Source organism: Streptomyces lavendulae subsp. lavendulae, assembly GCF_002803845.1.
In the GTDB taxonomy this organism is placed as follows: domain Bacteria; phylum Actinomycetota; class Actinomycetes; order Streptomycetales; family Streptomycetaceae; genus Streptomyces; species Streptomyces lavendulae.
On record NZ_CP024985.1, the window covers coordinates 2950888 to 2967610 of the forward strand.

17 protein-coding genes and 1 riboswitch are annotated in these 16723 nt (G+C 71.5%); of the genes, 7 read left to right on the forward strand and 10 right to left on the reverse strand.

Annotated features, from left to right (window positions below; translation table 11 throughout):
• Nucleotides 1-15 precede the first annotated feature (15 nt).
• Nucleotides 16-738 carry a flavodoxin family protein gene (locus SLAV_RS12295; RefSeq protein WP_030236042.1) on the reverse strand — a complete coding sequence of 241 codons (723 nt, stop codon included), beginning with the start codon at nucleotides 736-738 and terminating at the stop codon, nucleotides 16-18.
• Nucleotides 739-852: 114 nt separating this feature from the next.
• Nucleotides 853-1095, forward strand: a riboswitch (cobalamin riboswitch).
• A gap of 27 nt (nucleotides 1096-1122) precedes the next feature.
• Between SLAV_RS12295 and SLAV_RS12300 the strand changes: the two genes are divergently transcribed.
• The 5 genes from SLAV_RS12300 to SLAV_RS12320 are packed head-to-tail and all read left to right on the forward strand — an operon-like array spanning nucleotide 1123 to nucleotide 4348.
• A complete protein-coding gene (locus SLAV_RS12300) occupies nucleotides 1123-1824 on the forward strand; it encodes an energy-coupling factor ABC transporter permease (protein ID WP_030236039.1) in 702 nt (233 codons plus the stop codon).
• Complete coding sequence (locus SLAV_RS12305) at nucleotides 1821-2192, forward strand: energy-coupling factor ABC transporter substrate-binding protein (RefSeq protein WP_030236036.1); 372 nt, start codon at nucleotides 1821-1823, stop codon at nucleotides 2190-2192. Before SLAV_RS12300 ends, SLAV_RS12305 begins: the two co-directional genes overlap by 4 nt.
• A gap of 3 nt (nucleotides 2193-2195) precedes the next feature.
• Complete coding sequence (gene cbiQ / locus SLAV_RS12310; protein ID WP_030236034.1) at nucleotides 2196-2945, forward strand: cobalt ECF transporter T component CbiQ; 750 nt, start codon at nucleotides 2196-2198, stop codon at nucleotides 2943-2945.
• Nucleotides 2942-3766 carry an ATP-binding cassette domain-containing protein gene (locus SLAV_RS12315; RefSeq protein ID WP_030236032.1) on the forward strand — a complete coding sequence of 275 codons (825 nt, stop codon included), beginning with the start codon at nucleotides 2942-2944 and terminating at the stop codon, nucleotides 3764-3766. The genes cbiQ and SLAV_RS12315 overlap by 4 nt, the downstream gene beginning before the upstream one ends.
• 30 nt (nucleotides 3767-3796) lie before the next feature.
• Nucleotides 3797-4348: a PadR family transcriptional regulator gene (locus tag SLAV_RS12320; protein ID WP_030236030.1), complete on the forward strand. Its 552-nt coding sequence runs from the start codon at nucleotides 3797-3799 to the stop codon at nucleotides 4346-4348.
• A gap of 67 nt (nucleotides 4349-4415) precedes the next feature.
• Here SLAV_RS12320 and SLAV_RS12325 read toward each other — a convergent pair whose 3' ends face one another.
• Nucleotides 4416-4628 carry an EF-hand domain-containing protein gene (locus SLAV_RS12325; protein WP_030236026.1) on the reverse strand — a complete coding sequence of 71 codons (213 nt, stop codon included), beginning with the start codon at nucleotides 4626-4628 and terminating at the stop codon, nucleotides 4416-4418.
• A 254-nt stretch (nucleotides 4629-4882) separates the two neighbouring features.
• Here SLAV_RS12325 and SLAV_RS12330 point away from each other — a divergent pair, with 254 nt between their 5' ends.
• Entirely contained in the window at nucleotides 4883-5680 is a 798-nt protein-coding gene (locus tag SLAV_RS12330) for a tRNA-dependent cyclodipeptide synthase (RefSeq protein ID WP_078950527.1), read from the forward strand.
• A complete protein-coding gene (locus tag SLAV_RS12335; protein ID WP_051841251.1) occupies nucleotides 5661-6911 on the forward strand; it encodes a cytochrome P450 in 1251 nt (416 codons plus the stop codon). Before SLAV_RS12330 ends, SLAV_RS12335 begins: the two co-directional genes overlap by 20 nt.
• Nucleotides 6912-6973: 62 nt before the next feature.
• On the opposite strand, the gene SLAV_RS12340 is transcribed toward SLAV_RS12335, so the two are convergent.
• From SLAV_RS12340 to SLAV_RS12375, 8 genes are all read right to left on the reverse strand, one after another.
• Nucleotides 6974-8161 carry a YncE family protein gene (locus SLAV_RS12340; protein WP_030236017.1) on the reverse strand — a complete coding sequence of 396 codons (1188 nt, stop codon included), beginning with the start codon at nucleotides 8159-8161 and terminating at the stop codon, nucleotides 6974-6976.
• Nucleotides 8158-8937 (reverse strand): polysaccharide deacetylase family protein, encoded by a 780-nt coding sequence (locus SLAV_RS12345; protein WP_030236015.1) that lies wholly within the window; start codon nucleotides 8935-8937, stop codon nucleotides 8158-8160. The genes SLAV_RS12340 and SLAV_RS12345 overlap by 4 nt, the downstream gene beginning before the upstream one ends.
• Before the next feature lie 400 nt (nucleotides 8938-9337).
• Nucleotides 9338-9841, reverse strand: a complete 504-nt coding sequence (locus SLAV_RS12350; RefSeq protein ID WP_030236012.1) for an ATP-binding protein — start codon at nucleotides 9839-9841, stop codon at nucleotides 9338-9340.
• A 255-nt stretch (nucleotides 9842-10096) separates the two neighbouring features.
• A complete protein-coding gene (locus SLAV_RS12355; RefSeq protein ID WP_030236008.1) occupies nucleotides 10097-10864 on the reverse strand; it encodes an enoyl-CoA hydratase/isomerase family protein in 768 nt (255 codons plus the stop codon).
• 87 nt (nucleotides 10865-10951) lie between these two features.
• Nucleotides 10952-12202, reverse strand: a complete 1251-nt coding sequence (locus tag SLAV_RS12360) for a L,D-transpeptidase (protein WP_030236005.1) — start codon at nucleotides 12200-12202, stop codon at nucleotides 10952-10954.
• 112 nt (nucleotides 12203-12314) lie between these two features.
• Entirely contained in the window at nucleotides 12315-13013 is a 699-nt protein-coding gene (locus SLAV_RS12365; protein ID WP_030236003.1) for a L,D-transpeptidase family protein, read from the reverse strand.
• A 143-nt stretch (nucleotides 13014-13156) separates the two neighbouring features.
• Nucleotides 13157-15319 carry a choice-of-anchor A family protein gene (locus SLAV_RS41000; RefSeq protein WP_078950520.1) on the reverse strand — a complete coding sequence of 721 codons (2163 nt, stop codon included), beginning with the start codon at nucleotides 15317-15319 and terminating at the stop codon, nucleotides 13157-13159.
• Nucleotides 15320-15456: 137 nt separating this feature from the next.
• Entirely contained in the window at nucleotides 15457-16653 is a 1197-nt protein-coding gene (locus tag SLAV_RS12375) for a L,D-transpeptidase (RefSeq protein WP_234333776.1), read from the reverse strand.
• Nucleotides 16654-16723 lie beyond the last annotated feature (70 nt).

The following is a 16723-nucleotide window of genomic DNA, read 5'->3' on the forward strand; positions in this document are numbered from 1 at the left end:
CGGGACGCCGCACGGCTAGCGGTGTTCCGGGTTGGGGAAGTCGAAGCGGCAGCCCGCGTCCCACAGGGAGCGCTGGTTGCCGTGCGCCGGGATGCCGCCCGCCCGTTTGAGGAGGGCGGCCAGGTGCATGAGGTTCCAGGACATGAAGGCCGTGTTGCGGTTGGTGAAGTCGTTGTCGGGGCCGCCCGATCCGGGGTCCAGGTAGGACGGTCCGGGGCCGGCCTCGCCGATCCAGCCCGCGTCGGCCTGGGGCGGGATGGCGTAGCCCAGGTGCTGGAGGCTGTAGAGGACGTTCATGGCGCAGTGTTTGACGCCGTCCTCGTTGCCGGTGATCAGCGCGCCGCCGACCCGCCCGTAGTAGGCGTACTGGCCGCGGTCGTTGAGCAGGGAGGAGCAGGCGTAGAGCCGCTCGACGACCTGCTTCATGACGGAGCTGTTGTCGCCGAGCCAGATCGGGCCGCAGAGCACGAGGATGTCGGCGTCCATGATCCGGCTGTAGAGAACCGGCCACTGGTCGCTCTCCCAGCCGTGTTCGGTCATGTCGGGCCAGACCCCGGTCGCGATGTCGTGGTCCACGGCGCGGATGAGCGAGGTCCGGGCGCCGGCAGCCTCCATGACGGCCCGGCTCTTCGCGATCAGGCCCTCGGTGTTGCTGGTCTCGGGCGAGCGCTTGAGGGTGCAGTTGACGTAGACGGCGGAGAGGTCCGAGTAGTCGAAGCCCTGGGTGTCGGCAGCCATGCGCCCCACCCTTCCCCGGGTCCGCGCGGGCCGCCAGCCGGTCGCGTCCGTCCGGGCCACGCCGGGTGGCGGGCGAGCGGGATCCGGCCATCCGAACGGCGGAATTGGGGTGGGTTGTTACCGGTCCGTCCTGGCGACTAGGGTCAGCTGGCCTTGGTGTTCGGGAAACCGGTGGGAAACCGGTGCGGCCCTCGCCACTGTGATCGGGAAGTCCTGCTCCGCCCCCGGACCACCTCCGGGGGTGCCCCGCTGCGGGGAGCCACTGGGCCCGCGCGGGAGACCGCACGGGCCCGGGAAGGCGGAGTCAGGGCATCGGTACCCGTGAGCCAGGAGACCGGCCGGGGCGCGTCGTCCATCCACGAGGTGCTGGAGAGGTCTCTACTCATGCACATAGCCGAGGGGTTCCTGCCCCCCTTGCACGCGGTCGCCTGGGGCGCCGCGTCCGCCCCGTTCGTCGTCCACGGAGTCCGCGCCCTCACCCGCGAGGTGAAGGCCCATCCGGAGAGCACCCTGCTGCTCGGGGCCTCGGGGGCGTTCACCTTCGTCCTGTCCGCGCTCAAGATCCCCTCGGTGACGGGCAGTTGCTCGCACCCGACCGGGACCGGGCTCGGCGCCATCCTCTTCCGGCCGCCCATCATGGCGGTGCTCGGCACGATCACCCTGCTGTTCCAGGCCCTGCTGCTGGCGCACGGCGGGCTCACCACCCTCGGCGCCAACGTCTTCTCCATGGCCATCGCCGGGCCCTGGGCCGGCTACGCCGTCTACCGGCTGCTGCGGAAGTCCGGTGCGCCGCTGATGGTGACCGTCTTCCTGGGCGCCTTCTTCGCCGACCTCGTCACCTACTGCGTGACCTCCGTCCAGCTGGCGCTGGCCTTCCCGGACCCGGGCAGCGGCTTCCTCGGCGCGCTGGAGAAGTTCGCCGGGATCTTCGCCCTGACCCAGATCCCGCTCGCGGTGAGCGAGGGGCTGCTGACGGTGCTCGTGATGCGCCTGCTGATGCAGTCCAGCAGGTCGGACCTGGTCCGGCTCGGGGTCGCGAAGCTGACCGGCGGCGCCGGCGCACAGCAGGAGGCGACGGCCCGATGACCCGCAACGCGAAGATCAACACCCTGCTGCTGTTCCTGGTGGCGGCGCTGGCCGTGCTCCCGCTCGCGCTGGGGCTCGGCGACGACAAGGAGGAGCCGTTCGCGGGCGCCGACGCGCAGGCGGAGTCGGCCATCACCGAGCTGAAGCCCGACTACAAGCCCTGGTTCTCGCCGCTGTACGAACCCCCTTCCGGGGAGGTCGAGTCGGCGCTGTTCGCCCTCCAGGCGGCGCTCGGCGCGGGCGTGCTCGCGTACTACTTCGGCGTGCGCAAGGGCCGCCGGCAGGGCCTCGCCCAGGCGGCCGCGGCGGCCGCGGGCCCCGACGGGTCCGCATCCGGGTCCGCCGCCCCGACGGCCGCGGAGTCGTAGGCGGTGCTGCCGATCGACGTGGCGGCGCACGGGAGCCGCTGGCGGGGCCGCCACCCCCTGGAGAAGGCCCTGCTGGGACTCGGGCTGACCGTCACCGCCGTGTGCCTGCCGCCCTGGCCCGGCGGGCCGCTGGTGGCCGCGGCGACCCTGGCCGTGCTGCTCGGTCCGGCCGGGGTGGCGGGGCGGCAACTGTGGCGGGCCTTCCGGATGCCGCTCGGCTTCTGCGTGACCGGGGCGCTGCCGCTGCTGGTGTCGCTGGGCGGGCCCGCCGGGTTCGTCTCCCTGGCGCCGGACGGGCCCCGGCACGCCGGGGAACTGCTGCTGCGCACCTCGGCGGCCTCGCTCGGCGTGCTGCTGTTCGCGTTCACCACCCCGGTCTCGGACGTGCTGCCGCGCCTGGTGCGGGCGGGGGTGCCCGCCCCCGTGGTGGACGTGGCCCTCGTGATGTACCGGATCGGCTTCCTGCTGCTGGATTCGATGGCCCAGGTCCGCCGGGCGCAGGCGGCCCGGCTCGGGCAGAGCGGCCGGGCGGCGGTGTGGCGTTCCCTGGCCGGGCTCGCGGCGACCTCCTTCGTCCGCGCCTTCGACCGCGCGGGCCGGCTCCAGGAGGGGCTGGCCGGGCGCGGCTACGACGGCGCGCTGCGGGTGCTCGTCCCGCGGGCCGCGCTGTCCTGGCGGTTCCTCGCGGCCACCGCCGCCCTGCTGACCGCCCTGGTCGCGGGGACCCTCGTACTGAAGGAGCTGTACCTGTGACCGTGGTGGTGGAGCTGGCCGGGGCGGGCTATGCCTACGAGGACGGCCCGGCCGTGCTGTCCGGGGTGGACTTCGGGATCGAGCGGGGCCGCGCGCTGGTCCTGCTGGGCCGCAACGGCAGCGGCAAGACCACGCTGATGCGGCTGCTGAGCGGGGGCCTGCGGCCCGGTACGGGCGAGCTGCGCCTGGACGGCGAACGGGTGGCGTACGACCGGGCGGGGCTGACCCGCCTGCGGACCTCGGTGCAGCTGGTGGTGCAGGACCCGGACGACCAGCTGTTCGCGGCCTCCGTCGAACAGGACGTGTCCTTCGGCCCGATGAACCTGGGGCTGGCGGAGGCGGAGGTCCGCGCGCGGGTCGACGCCGCCCTGGCCGCCCTGGACATCACCGCGCTGCGGGACCGCCCGACCCACCTGCTCTCGTACGGGCAGCGCAAGCGGGCGGCGATCGCGGGGGCGGTGGCCATGGCCCCACGGGTGCTGATCCTGGACGAGCCGACGGCCGGGCTGGACCCGGACGGTCAGGAGCGGCTGCTGGACGTGCTGGCGGGGCTGCGGGCGGACGGCACCACGGTGGTCATGGCCACGCACGACGTGGACCTGGCGGTCCGCTGGGCGGACGACGCGGCGGTGCTCACCCCGTCGGGCATCCGGACCGGACCGGCGCACGGGCTGCTGTCGGATCCGGAGCTGCTGGCCTCGGCGGGCCTGCGCCAGGCCTGGTCCCCGGCGGTGACGGCCTTCCTGCGCGCCCGCGGCCTGCTGTCCGAGCACGCCCCGGGCCCGCGCACCCCGGAGGCCCTGGCCGGCTTGCGTCCCTGACGGGCGGGCCCCCGACCGTAAACTCCCCCCATGTCGCTGCCGCACGCCATCCTCACCGCCCTGCTGGAGAAGCCCTCGTCGGGGCTGGAGCTGACCCGGCGGTTCGACAAGTCGATCGGGTACTTCTGGTCGGCGACCCACCAGCAGATCTACCGGGAGCTCGGGCGGCTGGAGGAGGCGGGGCTGATCCGGGAACTGCCCAGCGAGGTCCCGGTGCGGGGGCAGAAGAAGGAGTACGAGGTGCTGCCCGACGGCAGCGCGGAGCTGGCCCGCTGGGTGGACGAGAGCCAGGACCCCAAGCCGATGCGGGACGCGCTGCTGCTGCGGCTGCGCGCGGCGGGGGTGGTGGGGCTCCAGGGGCTCGGTCCGGAGCTGCGGCGCCATCTGGAGCTGCACCGGGAGCAGCTGGCGAAGTACGAGGCGATCGAGGCCAAGGACTTCCCGCCGGGCCGGGACGCGGTGGAGGACCGGCTGCGCCGGATCGTGCTGCACGGCGGCATCGCCCTGGAGGGCTTCTGGCTGGCCTGGCTGCGGGAGGCGCTCGCGGAGGTCGAGGCCATGGAGGGCACGTCCGGGGCCTGAGGGGTGCGGCCGGCGCGGGGCCGGACCGCGCCCCCGCCCCGGCAGGGGGACGGGGGCGGCGCGGGGCCTACTTGTTCAGGGCGGCCCAGAACTCGTCGAAGCTCATCAGGCCGTCGCCGTTGGCGTCCTTGGAGGCGATCACGGCGTCCGCGACCGAGGCGGTGACGAACGCGTCGCCCATCGCCTTCATGGCCGCGCTGTACTCGTCGGCCGTGACGAAGCCGTCACCGTTCACGTCGAACTTGTTGAACGTCGCCCGTGCGCTCTCGATGTCCGCCACTGGGTCCACCCCTTCTTGGTGCTTGTTGACCGGCTCAGGGTAGCGGCACTCCGCGGGGAGCGGCGCCGCGGGTCCCGTTCGACCGGCAGAAAGAAATTCAATTACCCTTCCGTAATGCGGAAGTGATAATTCCGGCCAACAATTCCGCCGTGGACTTGTCACGCTCCGGGATCACGGCATAACGTACCGGCATTGCCGCCACACCAGGAGCGCAGGGCTCCCAGGGACAAGTGGCAACAAGGGCGATCAAACAGGTGACGATCACAGCTGACGCATCATTCGAAGTTCTGCCCTTCACCCGCACCTGCCGCCACATCTGGGAAGACGGCGACCATGTGCTGATCGGAGTGAGTCCCGGCAACAGCTACTTCAGCTCCGAACGCATATCGAGCCTCGCCAGATGGGCCGTGACCCGCTTCGCGCAGGTCGACTTCGTCTACGCAGACCTCCACGTAGACCGGATGTTCGCCGCTTTCGGCTACACCCGGGAACACGCGGAGAAGCGTTCGGCGAAGGAGATCAAGGCGGTCCGCAGGAGGATCATCAAAGGCGTCGAGGAATCAGGACCTCAGCACGCCGAGATCCGGGTGAGAGCACTTTCCGAGTTCCAGTCGAACCCCGTTTACCAACTCTTGCACCGACGCGTTCTGCATTTCCTGGAGACCGACGACGTATTCCGCAAGGGCTGTGAGGAAATGGCCCTTCACTTTGTCGGGTCCAAGTTGCCGGAAGGTGAATCCATCACCGACGCGCAGTTGCAGGTCTGTTTCGATTACATGGCGGCGGAGCTGCCCTTCTTCGTGGACACCCCGAGCATTCTCGACGTGCCGTCCTCGGTGGCGGCGTACCACGTCAAGATGCCGATGACCGACGTCCTCTTCGCGCGGGGCGGCGGCCTGCGCGCGACCCGCAACCAGGCGTACGCCGTCGTACGCCCCGAGACCGCCGGGTCCACGCCCCCCGCACCGCCGCACGACACCACCGCGCGGGACACCACCGCGCACGGCACAGCACCGACCGAGAGGACCGTCGATGAGCGTCGAGCAGCTTGAGGGCACGCAGGAGCGGGGGCCGGAGCCGGAGCCGCTCCTGGACTTCCCCCTCTCCCGGCGCGGTGACGTGCTCCCCGAGGAGTGCTCGTGGCTGCGCGAGAAGGCCCCGGTCGCCCGGGTCCGCACCCTCACCGGGGACCCGGCCTGGCTCGTGAGCAGCTACGCGCTGGCCAAGCAGGTGCTGGAGGACGAGCGGTTCAGCCTCAAGGACACCGCCAACGCCGGGGTGCCCCGCCAGTACGCGCTGACGATCCCGCCCGAGGTCGTCAACAACATGGGCAACATCAACAGCGCCGGGCTGCGCAACGCGGTCATGAAGGCGCTCAACCCCCGTCAGAAGGGGCTCCAGGACTTCCTGCGCGCCACCGCCGGCGAGCTGATCGAGGCCCTGGTCGCCGAGGGCGGGCCGGCCGACCTCCGGACGGGGTTCGCCGACCCCTTCTCGGCGGCGCTGCACTGCCAGGTGCTGGGCGTGCCCTTCGAGGACTGGAGGCGGCTGATGTCGGGGCTGGACGTCGCGTTCATGACCGCGCGCGAGCCCTTCGCCGACTCCGCGCTCAACTGGTACAAGGACGTCGGTTACTTCGCCGACGCGTTCAAGGCGCAGCTGGCGCGGACCGCCGAGGAGCGTACGGGGCTCCTCGGAAAGTTCGCCGGACTGCGGGAGGCCGACCCGGAGTCGGCCCACCTGACGGACGAGATGTTCGCGACCGTCGCCGTCTCGCTCTTCGGCGCGGGCGCGGTCTCCACGTCCGCGTTCCTGGTACTGGCGGTCCTCGCCCTGCTCCAGCGGCCCGAGCTGATCGGGTACCTGCGCGAGCACCCGGAGCGCATGGGCGCGGCGGTGGACGAGCTGCTGCGCTGGAACCTGTCCGTGGGCGACGGCCTGCCGCGCCTGGCGATGGCGGACGTCCAGGTCGGGGACGTGCTGGTGAAGGAGGGCGAGCTGGTGCTCGTCCTGCTGGAGGGGGCCAACTTCGACCCGGAGGCCTTCGAGCGCCCGGACGAGCTGGACCTGGAGCGCAAGAGCGCCAACGCCCACCTCGCCTTCGGCGCCGGCCGGCACTTCTGCCCGGCGTCCGCGCTGGGCCGGGCGCATGCGGAGATCGCCCTGGAGGTGCTGGTCGAGCGGCTGCCCGACCTGCGCCTGGCCGTCCCCGCGGAGAACCTCGTGTGGCGGACCGGCTTCATCAAGCGGCTGCCCGAACGGCTGCCCGTCGCCTGGCAGTAACCCCACGGGACCGGTGTCCCGGGAGCTGTGCGAGCTCCCGGGGCACCTCCGTGCGTACGGGCCTAGCGGAAGATGCCGGTGTGGCCGAGGGAGTAGCGGCCGGGCTGCGGGTAGACGGCGAGGCCGTGCGGGCCGTCGCCGACCGGGATCCTGGCCAGCTCCTTGCCGCTGACGGTGTCGATCGCGTAGACCTCGGAGTTGTAGCGGCCGGACAGCCAGAGCACCTTGCCGTCCGCGGAGACCCCGCCCATGTCGGGGCTGCCGCCGTCGGGCAGGTCCCACTTCTTGGTGAGCTTGTTCTGCTTGAAGTCGAAGACGGAGATGGTGCCCTCGCCCCGGTTGGAGACGTACATCTCCCGGGAGTCGCGGCTGACGTACAGACCGTGACAGCCCTTGCCGGTGGGCAGCAGCTTGGGCACGTCGAACTTGTCCCCGCTGAGCACCCACATGCCGTGCGCCATCATGTCCGCGACGTAGAAGGTCTTTCCGTCGGGGGAGATCTTCACGTCCTGCGGCATCGCCCCCTCGAAGGGGAGTTTCTGCTGGCCGACGACCTCCATCTTCTCGGTGTCGACCTTGAGGAGTTCTCCGGAGAACTCGCAGCTCACGATGAAGTAGCGGCCGTCGGAGGAGAAGTCGGCGTGATTGACGCCGTAACAGGTCACGGGGACGGTTTTCACTCGGTTCATGGTGTGCGGGTCGCGGAAGACCAGTTCGCGGTCCATGGACGCCATCACGACGGCGTACTTCCCGTTCGGGGTGAAGTACAGGTTGTACGGGTCGTGCACCTCGACGGGTTCACCGGCCTCGCCGGTGGCCGGGTTGATGGGGGTGAGGGTGTGGCCGCGGTTGTTGTTGACCCACAGGGTCTTCATGTCCCAGGACGGCACCACGTGCTGCGGCTGGATGCCGACCGGGATGGTGTCGATGACCTTGTAGGTGGCCGGGTCGATGACGGACACCGTGTTGGAGTTGGTGTTGGGGACGTAGACGCGGGACGGGAAGTCCTTGACCACCGGGGACAGCCGGTTCGGGCGGTCCGCCGCGTACACGTCGTTCGGGTCGAGCACCGGAGGCATCCCGGCGAGTCCGGGCGGGGCGGCCGGGACGGCCTTGACCGGTTGGGCCGGCCCCTTGGAACCGAGCGCCTCGGGCTCGCCCTTTCCGCCGGATCCGCAGCCCGCCAGGGCGGCCAGGACCAGTCCGGCGAAGAGCGCGGTGGCCTTCCGTGGAAGGCGGTTCGTGGTCATGAGGTCAGCAGCTCCGTGGTGGTCACCGCGCGCAGCTTGCGGCGCGCGAGTTCTTCGAGGAGGGGCGGCAGCGCGTCGACCGTGTCCGCGTAGCCGAAGTGCAGGCTCACCACCGATCCGCCGTGGATCGTCCCGGTGACGTTGCGGATGACGGCCGCGGCGCCGGGTGAGGTGAAGTCGAGTGAGTCCACGTCGTACGAGAGGACGTGCGGGTACCCCGCCCGCTGGGCCAGCTTCTGGACGAGCGGGGAGGCGTACTGGGTCTGGGAGGGGCGGAACCAGGTGCCGATCGAGCCGGTGAGCCGCTTGAGGCGCTCGGCGCAGCCGGTGATCTCGGCGTAGGCCTCCGCCTCGGGCAGGTCGTTGACGGCGAGGTGGCGCTGCGTGTGGTTGCCCAGTTCGTGGCCGCCGTCCAGGACGCGGCGGGCCATGTCGGGGTGGTCGTCGAGCCAGGTGCCGATGGCCAGGACGGTGACCCGCGCGCCCCCCTTCTCCGCCTCGGCGAGGACGGCGCGGGCGATGGCGGGGTCCCCGTTGCCGTGGAAGGTCAGGGCGACCTCCGGACGGTCGCGCGGGCCGTGCCCGATCTCCACGGGCTGGCCGGGGAAGCGGCGGGGCGCGGGGGCGGGGCCGGCCGGGGCGGGCTTGGCCCGGACCGGGCCGGCGGATGGCGCGGGGCCCTTGGCGGGCCGGTCCGCGGCGCAGCCGGCGGCGAGGCCGGCCAGGACGGCGGTGCCCGCGCGCAGGGCCGCGCGGCGGCCTGGAGGTGAGAACACCTGCCCATTTAAGAGGTGGATGGGCGAGAAGATAACGATTGACCCAATTCGGGACCTATGCGGCCCGCGTGTCGGGAGGGCGACTGTCCGCTATGTGATCAACGATTTACGCAGAGCGGTCGATACTTATTCATTGAATGAGAGGTGAGTGGCCCACCTCACCTAAGATTTAGATGAAAACTCTTAGGATATGCACACTTATGTCCGAGTAGGGACTTTTGGCGTTTGGACCCTCGTCTGCCATAGTCGGAACCACGGCTTCCCTTTGACCCGAGCGAAGTCTTCCGCCGAGGATCACACACCCCAACGATCCTCGGCGCACCCATGGAACCCCCGCAGCGCCCCACCTCGGCGACAGGGGGTTTCTGGCGTTTGCGGGGCCTCAGGCGCCGGGAGCGCCCTAGCGGTCGGCGACACGCATCTCGAACCAGGTGATCTTGCCGCGCGGCAGCAGGTCGGCACCCCAGCGGTCGGACAGCTTGTCGACGAGGAAGAGCCCGCGGCCCGTCACGTCCAGCTCGTGGACCGGCATCAGGCAGGGCAGTCCGCGCGAGGGATCGCGCACCTCCACACGGATCCACCCCCGGCGGCGCAGCATCCGTAAGCCGAAGGTGCGCGCGCCCGTGTGGCGCACGGCGTTGCCGACGAGCTCGGAGACCAGCAGGACGGTGTGCTCGGCGATCTGCGGCGACAGCCCCCAGAAGCGGATCACCACGCTCTGCGCGAGCCGGCGGGCCGTGCTCGCCGACTCCGGCATGGACGGCAGCGTCACCTCGCCCTCGGCCGGATTGCCGTACGTCTCCAGCGCTTTGAGGCCCTGTTCCTCCTCGACCGCCGCCGTGAGCCGCACGGCCTGCGCGCCACTGCGCTGCCGCGGTTGTTCCACACCCTCCAGGCCCGCCATGCACCCATCATGGACGGCCGATGCGCCCGTCCGGGCCGTTCCACGGGAAAACACCACCCGGGATCATGCCTCCCGGAGGGCCTCCACGGCATATGCACCGGGCAACCGGAAGCCGGTGGGATCGACCTGACCTGCGATGACGGTGCGCTGTGCGACGATCACCGTCGGTGGATCAAGAGCTCTGCTTAAGGCTGCCTTAAGGCCTGGCTAATCCACCCGCAGGGGTTCTCCCCCACCGCGTCCCGGTGGCCCCGGCTAGACGAACTTGGCCTTGCCCGGGCCCTCTTCGACGAAGCTGCGCATGCCGCGCTCGCGGTCCTCGGTGGCGAACAGGCCCGCGAACCAGTTGCGTTCGATGGTCAGGCCGGTGTCGATGTCCGCCTCCAGGCCCGCGTCCACGCACTCCTTCGCGGCGCGCAGGGCGATCGCCGGGCCCTGAGCGAGCTTCGCGGCCCACGCGTGCGCCTGCTCGTACACCTCGGCGGCGGGCACGACGCGGTCCACCAGACCGAGCGCGAGGGCCTCGTCGGCCTTGACCATGCGGCCGGTGAAGATGAGGTCCTTGGCCTTGGACGGCCCGACCAGCCGGGACAGCCGCTGGGTGCCGCCCGCGCCCGGGATCAGGCCCAGCAGGATCTCGGGCTGGCCGAGCTTGGCGTTGTCGGCGGCGATCCGGTAGTCGGCGCAGAGCGCGAGCTCGCAGCCACCGCCCAGCGCGTAGCCGGTGATGGCGGCGACGACGGGCTTGGGGATCCGGGCGACGGCCGTGAAGGCGTCCTGGAGGGCGCGGGACCGGGCGACCATCGCCGCGTGGTCCATCGTCTGCATCTCCTTGATGTCCGCGCCGGCCGCGAACACCTTCTCCCCGCCGTAGATGATCACCGCGCGCACATCGGCTCGGTCGGTGGCCTCCACCGCGAGCTCGCGCAGCCGGTCCTGGGTGGCGATGTCCAGGGCGTTCATGGGCGGGCGGTCCAGCAGGATGGTGCCGACGCCTTCGGAGACTTCGAGAGAGATGGTCATACGGGGAAGGTTAGTGCCGGTTAACGGCAGGTGGCCCGGTGCTGTGGGTCACAGCACCGGGCCACCTCGACTACGCCGGGAGGGGTACTACTTGGTCCACTCCGCCCAGTCCATGTTCCAGCCGTTGAGGCCGTTGTCCGGGGCGATCTGCTTGTCCTTGGAGTTCTTCACGACGACGACGTCGCCGATCAGGGACTCGTTGTAGAACCAGGCCGCGGGGGTGCTGTCGTCACCGGCTCCGCGCTCGTCCTCCAGGCCGACGCAGCCGTGGCTGACGTTCTCCGAGCCGAAGGTGCTGGAGGGGGCCCAGTAGTTGCCGTGGACGAAGGTGCCGGAGTTCGACAGGCGCATAGCGTGCGGGACGTCGGAGATGTCGTACTCGCCGCCGAAGCCGACGGTGGCGCCGTTCATCCGGGTCACCTTGTACTTCTCGCTGATGACCATCTGTCCGTTGTAGGTGGTCGTCGCCGGGGCGCCCGCGGTGATCGGGATGTCCTTGAGGACCTGGCCGTCACGGACGACCTGCATCGTGTGCGCGCTCGCGTCGACGGTGGTGACCTGCGAGCGGCCGACGGTGAAGGTGACCGTACGGGTCTGCTTGCCGTAGACCCCGGGGCGGCCCTCGACGCCGTCGAGGGCGAGCTTCACGGTGACCTTGGTGCCCGCGGCCCAGTACTTCTCGGGACGGAAGTCGAGACGGTCGTTGCCGAACCAGTGGCCCTCGACCTTCACGGCCGGCTCCGCCGTCACGGTGATGGCCTTCTCGACGGCCTCCGTGTTGGTGATGCCGCGCGTGAAGTTGATGGAGACCGGCATGCCCACGCCGACGGTGGAACCGTCCTCCGGCGTGTAGTGGCCGACGAAGGTGTTCTGCGGGGTGAGGGTGGTGAAGGTGGTGTCCTTGGCGGACTCCCGGCCGGCCTCGTCCTTGGCGACCGCGTGAACCTTGTACTCGGTGGCGGCGGCCAGGTTGCGGGCGGGCTCCCAGCTCGCGCCGTCACCGGCCAGCTTGCCCTCCACCGCGTTGCCCTTGGTGTCGGCGACCGTCACCGTGGTCAGCTTGCCGCCGGTGCTGGAAATCTTCAGGATGCCGCTCGTCGCGACCTCCTTGGCCCCGTCGTCCGGCTTGACGTTCACCACGGCCTTGGACGCCTCGGTGCCGCTCTTGGCCCCGGCGGCCGTCCCCTTGGCGTCGCTCCCGCCGCTGCCGCCGCTGTTGCTTCCGCCGCCGCCGCTGCACGCGGTGGTGAGCAGCAGGGCCGCCCCCAGCAGAAGGGCCGGCAGGCCGGTGCGGACGCGGCCGCGTATCGGCTGCAGGTTCACTCGTGTTCTCCCCATGTCCCCCGCGCGCGGGCAGTCGCGCGCATGTCGACAGGAAATCACATGGGTGGACCACGAAAAGGCACGGTCATGTCACCGTTCCGTCCCAAGTGGGACGTACGGCGGCGTGTCAGCCTTCGGTCCCGGGCTTGGTACCCCAGACGTAGACCGCGTCCCCTTCCGTCAGCAGGTTCCACAGACGCTCGGCGTCCGCCAGGGAGAGGTTGACGCAGCCGGCCGATCCGCCGTGCGCGTACAGGTCGCCGTGCCGTCCGTGCAGGGCCTGGCCCCCGTCGAAGAACTGGGCGTACGGCATCGGGGAGTCGGGGTAGAGCGTGGAGACGTGGTCCTTGTGCCGCCAGTAGATCTCGTGGCGGCCGGTCCGGGTCTCCTGGTCGTCGCGGCCGGTGCGGACGGGCACCGGCGCGAAGACCACGCGGCGGCCCTCCTGGACCCACAGGAGCTGGCGGTCCAGGTCCACGCACGCCACCCGGTCCTCGTCGACGGGGCAGCGGCCCGCGGCGTTGGGGTTCGGGCGGGCGGCGACGGCCGTCATCATGCGGAAGGTGGCGAGGCCGGCGTAGCCGTCGGCGGGGGCGATGCGGTGCGCGCGCTGGAAGGCCCGGACGGCGGCGCAGTCGCCCGGCGACTGCACCCCGTCGACCTTCCGGTGCAGGTGGGCCTCCAGCTCCCGCTGGTAGGGGCCGGTCCCCGCGGTGCAGGCCGTCTCGGGGTCGGGGGCGGCGGCGAGCGCGGGGCCCGGCAGGACGAGGACGGCGAGGAGGGCGGCCAGGACGGCCGCGGGTCCTGTCGCTTGACGTACGGTCATCGGTCCTCCTCGGGTCCGCCCGCCGGACCCCCGCACCCCAGCCAACCCGCGCGGGCGGGGCGCCGCCCGCGCGGCTGCGCCGGTGGGGTGAGGGGTCCACTCCACCGGCGCAGCGGGGGGCCGTGCGGCCGGGCGCGGGGCGGTCAGGCGCCGGGGCGCTTGTCGTGCTCCTTGCCGTCGTGCTTGCCGTGTTCCTTGCCCGGGTCCTTGCCGTGCTGGTCCCGCTTGTTCTGGAGCGTGACGACGACGTGGTTGCCGGGGGCCGTCGCCGTGACCCGCACCGGGCCGGTCACCCGGTCGCCCGGCAGCACGTAGCCCTCGGGGACGTCCGTCTCGACCAGGTAGTACAGGCCCTCGGAGAGCCCGTCGAAGTCGCAGACCCCGTTGCGGTCGGTCGCGCAGCCGTCCTTGACCTTCTGGTCGGCGTTGATGCCGCGGGTCTGGAGGCCGTCGGTGCGGTTGGTCTCCTTCCAGAGCTCGAACACCGCGCCGTGCAGCGGCCGCTTCGTCTTGGCGTCCTTCTTCACCAGGTGCAGGGAGCCGGGGCGCTCCTCGTTCTCCTTGCGGTTCGGGACGGTGACGACGATGCCCCGGACCAGGTCCTCCCGCGTCAGGTCGAAGGGGGTGACGGGGTCGGCGGGCCGCTCGTAGCCGGCCGGGAAGCCGGTCTCCCGCCAGTAGTACGTCTCGTCGACCGGCAGCTCGACCGTGCAGGTCCCCTGCGCGTCCGTCACGCAGACCCCGTCCAGCCGCTCGTCGGCGTCGTCCCCCGTGGTCTGCAGGCCCGTCCGGTCGTTGGTCTCGCGCCACAGCTCGAAGCGGGCGCCGGGCAGCCCGGCCCCGGTGTCCCGGTCGGTCTTGCGCAGCACGACCTTGGCACCCGGCGTCCGCGTGCGGGTGTTCACGGCCCGCACCTCGACCCCGGCGGCGGCGTTCTCGGGGGTCAGCGTCAGCGTGAAGACCGGGTTCGCGGGCAGGTCGTGTCCGGGCGGGGCGGCCGTCTCCCGCCAGTGGTACGTCCCCGGCGCGGTACCGGTGCGCTCGCAGCGGCCGGTGGCCGGGGTGGTGCAGTCGCTGACGCGGGTGTCGGGATCGGCGCCCTCCGTCTGGAGGCCCGGTACGCCGTTCGTCTCGTGCCAGAGCTCGAAGCGGGCGCCGGCCAGGGGGCGGCCCTCGTCGTCGACCTTGGCCACGGCCACCGTGCCCGTCGGGGCGGGGGTGGAGCCGCAGTCGGGGAGGTCGCCGGTGAAGGGGTAGGCGTGGAACTCCTGGCCGCCGCCCCCGATCGTCTCGCTGCCGTGGGTGACGGAGCCCGTGGTGAAGAAGCGGCCGTTGATCCCGGGCAGGGTGACCAGGGTCTCGGAGGCCTGGTTGCCGATCAGGAAGCTGCCCTGGAACTGGCCGGTACCGATCAGGTTCACCGTGGCGGCGTCCGGGAAGTTCCACAGCAGCCGCTCGCGGTAGGCGTTCAGCGGGTCGGTGTCCGCGATTCCGCCGCTGTAGGTGTTGAGGGTGCGGGTGCCCGCGCCGAGCACGTTGACCAGGACGGTGGCGCCGGGCGGGATCTGCGCGAAGCGGATGCCCTGCTGGGCGCCCTGGTTGCCGACCAGGTTCGCGTCGACGTTGAACACCTGGAGCGGGGATCGGTTGTCCCCGGTGAACACGGTCTCGAAGCCGCTGTTGACGACGGTGCCGGTCGCCGGGCGCGGGCTGCCGTCGACCTTGGCGTAGCACTGGCTGGCCGCGCTGAGCCGGTCGCGCAGGCCCGCGTACGGGGCCCTGGCGTTCGGGTCGGCGGTGCGGGTGCCGGTCACGGTGCCGCTGAGGGTGCCCCCGTAGCGGACCACGCCCCGGTCGGCGATCAGCGTCTCGCCGGTGGCGACGGTGACGTTCGCCCCGGTGGTGAGGAAGTCCGCCCCGTCGGAGGGCGGGACCAGCGAACCGGCGCCGACGATGCCGACGTTGTAGCGGGAGTCCGCGCCGGCCAGCTTGTCCTGGTCGAAGCTGCCGAGCACGACGAGGCGGCCCTCGGCCTCGGAGGCCCGTCCGCGGACCCGGAACTGCCCGCCGGCGAAGATGTTGACGGCGTCGTCACGGCCCTTGATGCTGCCGTCGCTGCCGATCGGCGGGAAGGGACGCGGGCAGTCACCCGGGACGCAGGGGCCGAGTCCGCCGGGCAGCGGGGCCCGCACGGTGCGGGCGGCGGCCGGGGGACCGGCGTCGGGAGCCGCCGCCAGGGCCGTGGGCGCCCCGGCGGCCAGCACGGCCCCGATCGCGAGCCCTAGGGTCCAGTTCCTTGCTGACATGACGCTCCGTCCGTATCCGCGCTGATCGCCCGGCCAGGCTCTGGGGGCGCCCCAGTTCTAGAACACGGCGTCGGCGCGGCGGAGGGAGGACACTCTCGGGCCTCGGCATTGCGGTCCGACAATCACTCGATTGCGGGTCAGCCGAGGGCGGAGCCGGCGACCCAGTCGGCCCAGGACATGTTCCAGCCGCCCAGTCCGTTGCTGGCGGCCACGACGCGGTCCTGCGAGTTCACGACCTCCACCACGTCCCCGACCAGGGTCCGGTCGAAGAACCAGCCCGCCGGGGTGTCCGAGCCGCCGCCCTTGTCGTCGCGCAGGCCCACGCAGCCGTGGCTGGTGTTGCTGGAGCCGAAGGTGTCCGGGCTGGCCCAGTAGTTGCCGTGCAGGAAGGTGCCGGAGTTGGTGAGCCGCATGGCGTGCGGGACGTCGGGGATGTCGTACTCGCCGCCGAAGCCGACGGTCTGCCCGTTCATCCGGGTGACGTCGAACATCTCCATCACCACCATCTTGCCGTTGTAGGTGGTGTTCTTGGGCGCCCCGGCGCTGATCGGGATCGTCGACAGCAGCTGCCCGTCCCGGCGGACCTCCATGGTGTGCGCGGCGGCGTCGACGAGGGAGACCTGGGAACGGCCGACGGTGAAGCGGACCGTCTTGTCCTGGATCCCGTACGAGCCGGGCGCGCCCTCGACGTCGCGCAGGTCCATCTTGACGGTGACCTCGGTACCGGGCTTCCAGTACTCCTTGGGCCGGAAGTCGAGGCGCTCGCCGCCGAACCAGTGGCCGACGACGGGCACGGCCGGGTCCGAGGTGACGGTGATGGCCCGCTCCACGTCGGCCCGCTGCTTGATGGAGCGGCTGAACTTGAAGGAGACGATCATCCCGGTGCCGACGGTGGAGCGGTTCTCGGGCTTGAAGTAGCCGATGAACCTCTCCTCGGGGACGTAGGTGGTGAAGGTGGTGTGCCGGGCCTGGCGGCGGTCGTGCCCGTCGCGGGCGACGGCGTCGACGGTGTACTTGGCGGCGAGCGAGAGCCGCCCGGCCGACGGCGCGGGGCTCCAGCTGAGCCCGTCGGGGGCGATGGTCCCGGGGACCTGCTCCTCCTGGGCGTCCTCCACCTTGGTGACGACGACCCGTTCCAGCCGGCCCTCGGGCACGTTCACCCGCAGCGGCCCCTCGGCGGGGACCCCCTTGGCGTTGTCCGCCGGGGTGATCCGGATGGCCTCGTCCGGCAGGCGGGGTTTGCCGGGCAGGGCGATCTCCACCGGGGAACCGCCGTCCTTGGTGCAGCCGGTCAGCCCGCCCAGCAGGCCCGCCCACGCCGCCACGGCGGCCAAGCCCGCCCCTGCCCGCCTCGTCAGAAGAGTCACGCACCGTCCAACGACCGGCCCCCTCCGGGGGAAACGT

Coding starts and splice junctions, on each gene's coding strand:
- SLAV_RS12295 (WP_030236042.1), bottom strand. CDS start 738: ATGGCTGCCGACACCCAGGGCTTCGACTACTCGGACCTCTCCGCCGTC.
- SLAV_RS12300 (WP_030236039.1), top strand. CDS start 1,123: ATGCACATAGCCGAGGGGTTCCTGCCCCCCTTGCACGCGGTCGCCTGG.
- SLAV_RS12305 (WP_030236036.1), top strand. CDS start 1,821: ATGACCCGCAACGCGAAGATCAACACCCTGCTGCTGTTCCTGGTGGCG.
- SLAV_RS12320 (WP_030236030.1), top strand. CDS start 3,797: ATGTCGCTGCCGCACGCCATCCTCACCGCCCTGCTGGAGAAGCCCTCG.
- SLAV_RS12335 (WP_051841251.1), top strand. CDS start 5,661: ATGAGCGTCGAGCAGCTTGAGGGCACGCAGGAGCGGGGGCCGGAGCCG.
- SLAV_RS12340 (WP_030236017.1), bottom strand. CDS start 8,161: ATGACCACGAACCGCCTTCCACGGAAGGCCACCGCGCTCTTCGCCGGA.
- SLAV_RS12350 (WP_030236012.1), bottom strand. CDS start 9,841: ATGGCGGGCCTGGAGGGTGTGGAACAACCGCGGCAGCGCAGTGGCGCG.
- SLAV_RS12355 (WP_030236008.1), bottom strand. CDS start 10,864: ATGACCATCTCTCTCGAAGTCTCCGAAGGCGTCGGCACCATCCTGCTG.
- SLAV_RS12360 (WP_030236005.1), bottom strand. CDS start 12,202: ATGGGGAGAACACGAGTGAACCTGCAGCCGATACGCGGCCGCGTCCGC.
- SLAV_RS12365 (WP_030236003.1), bottom strand. CDS start 13,013: ATGACCGTACGTCAAGCGACAGGACCCGCGGCCGTCCTGGCCGCCCTC.
- SLAV_RS41000 (WP_078950520.1), bottom strand. CDS start 15,319: ATGTCAGCAAGGAACTGGACCCTAGGGCTCGCGATCGGGGCCGTGCTG.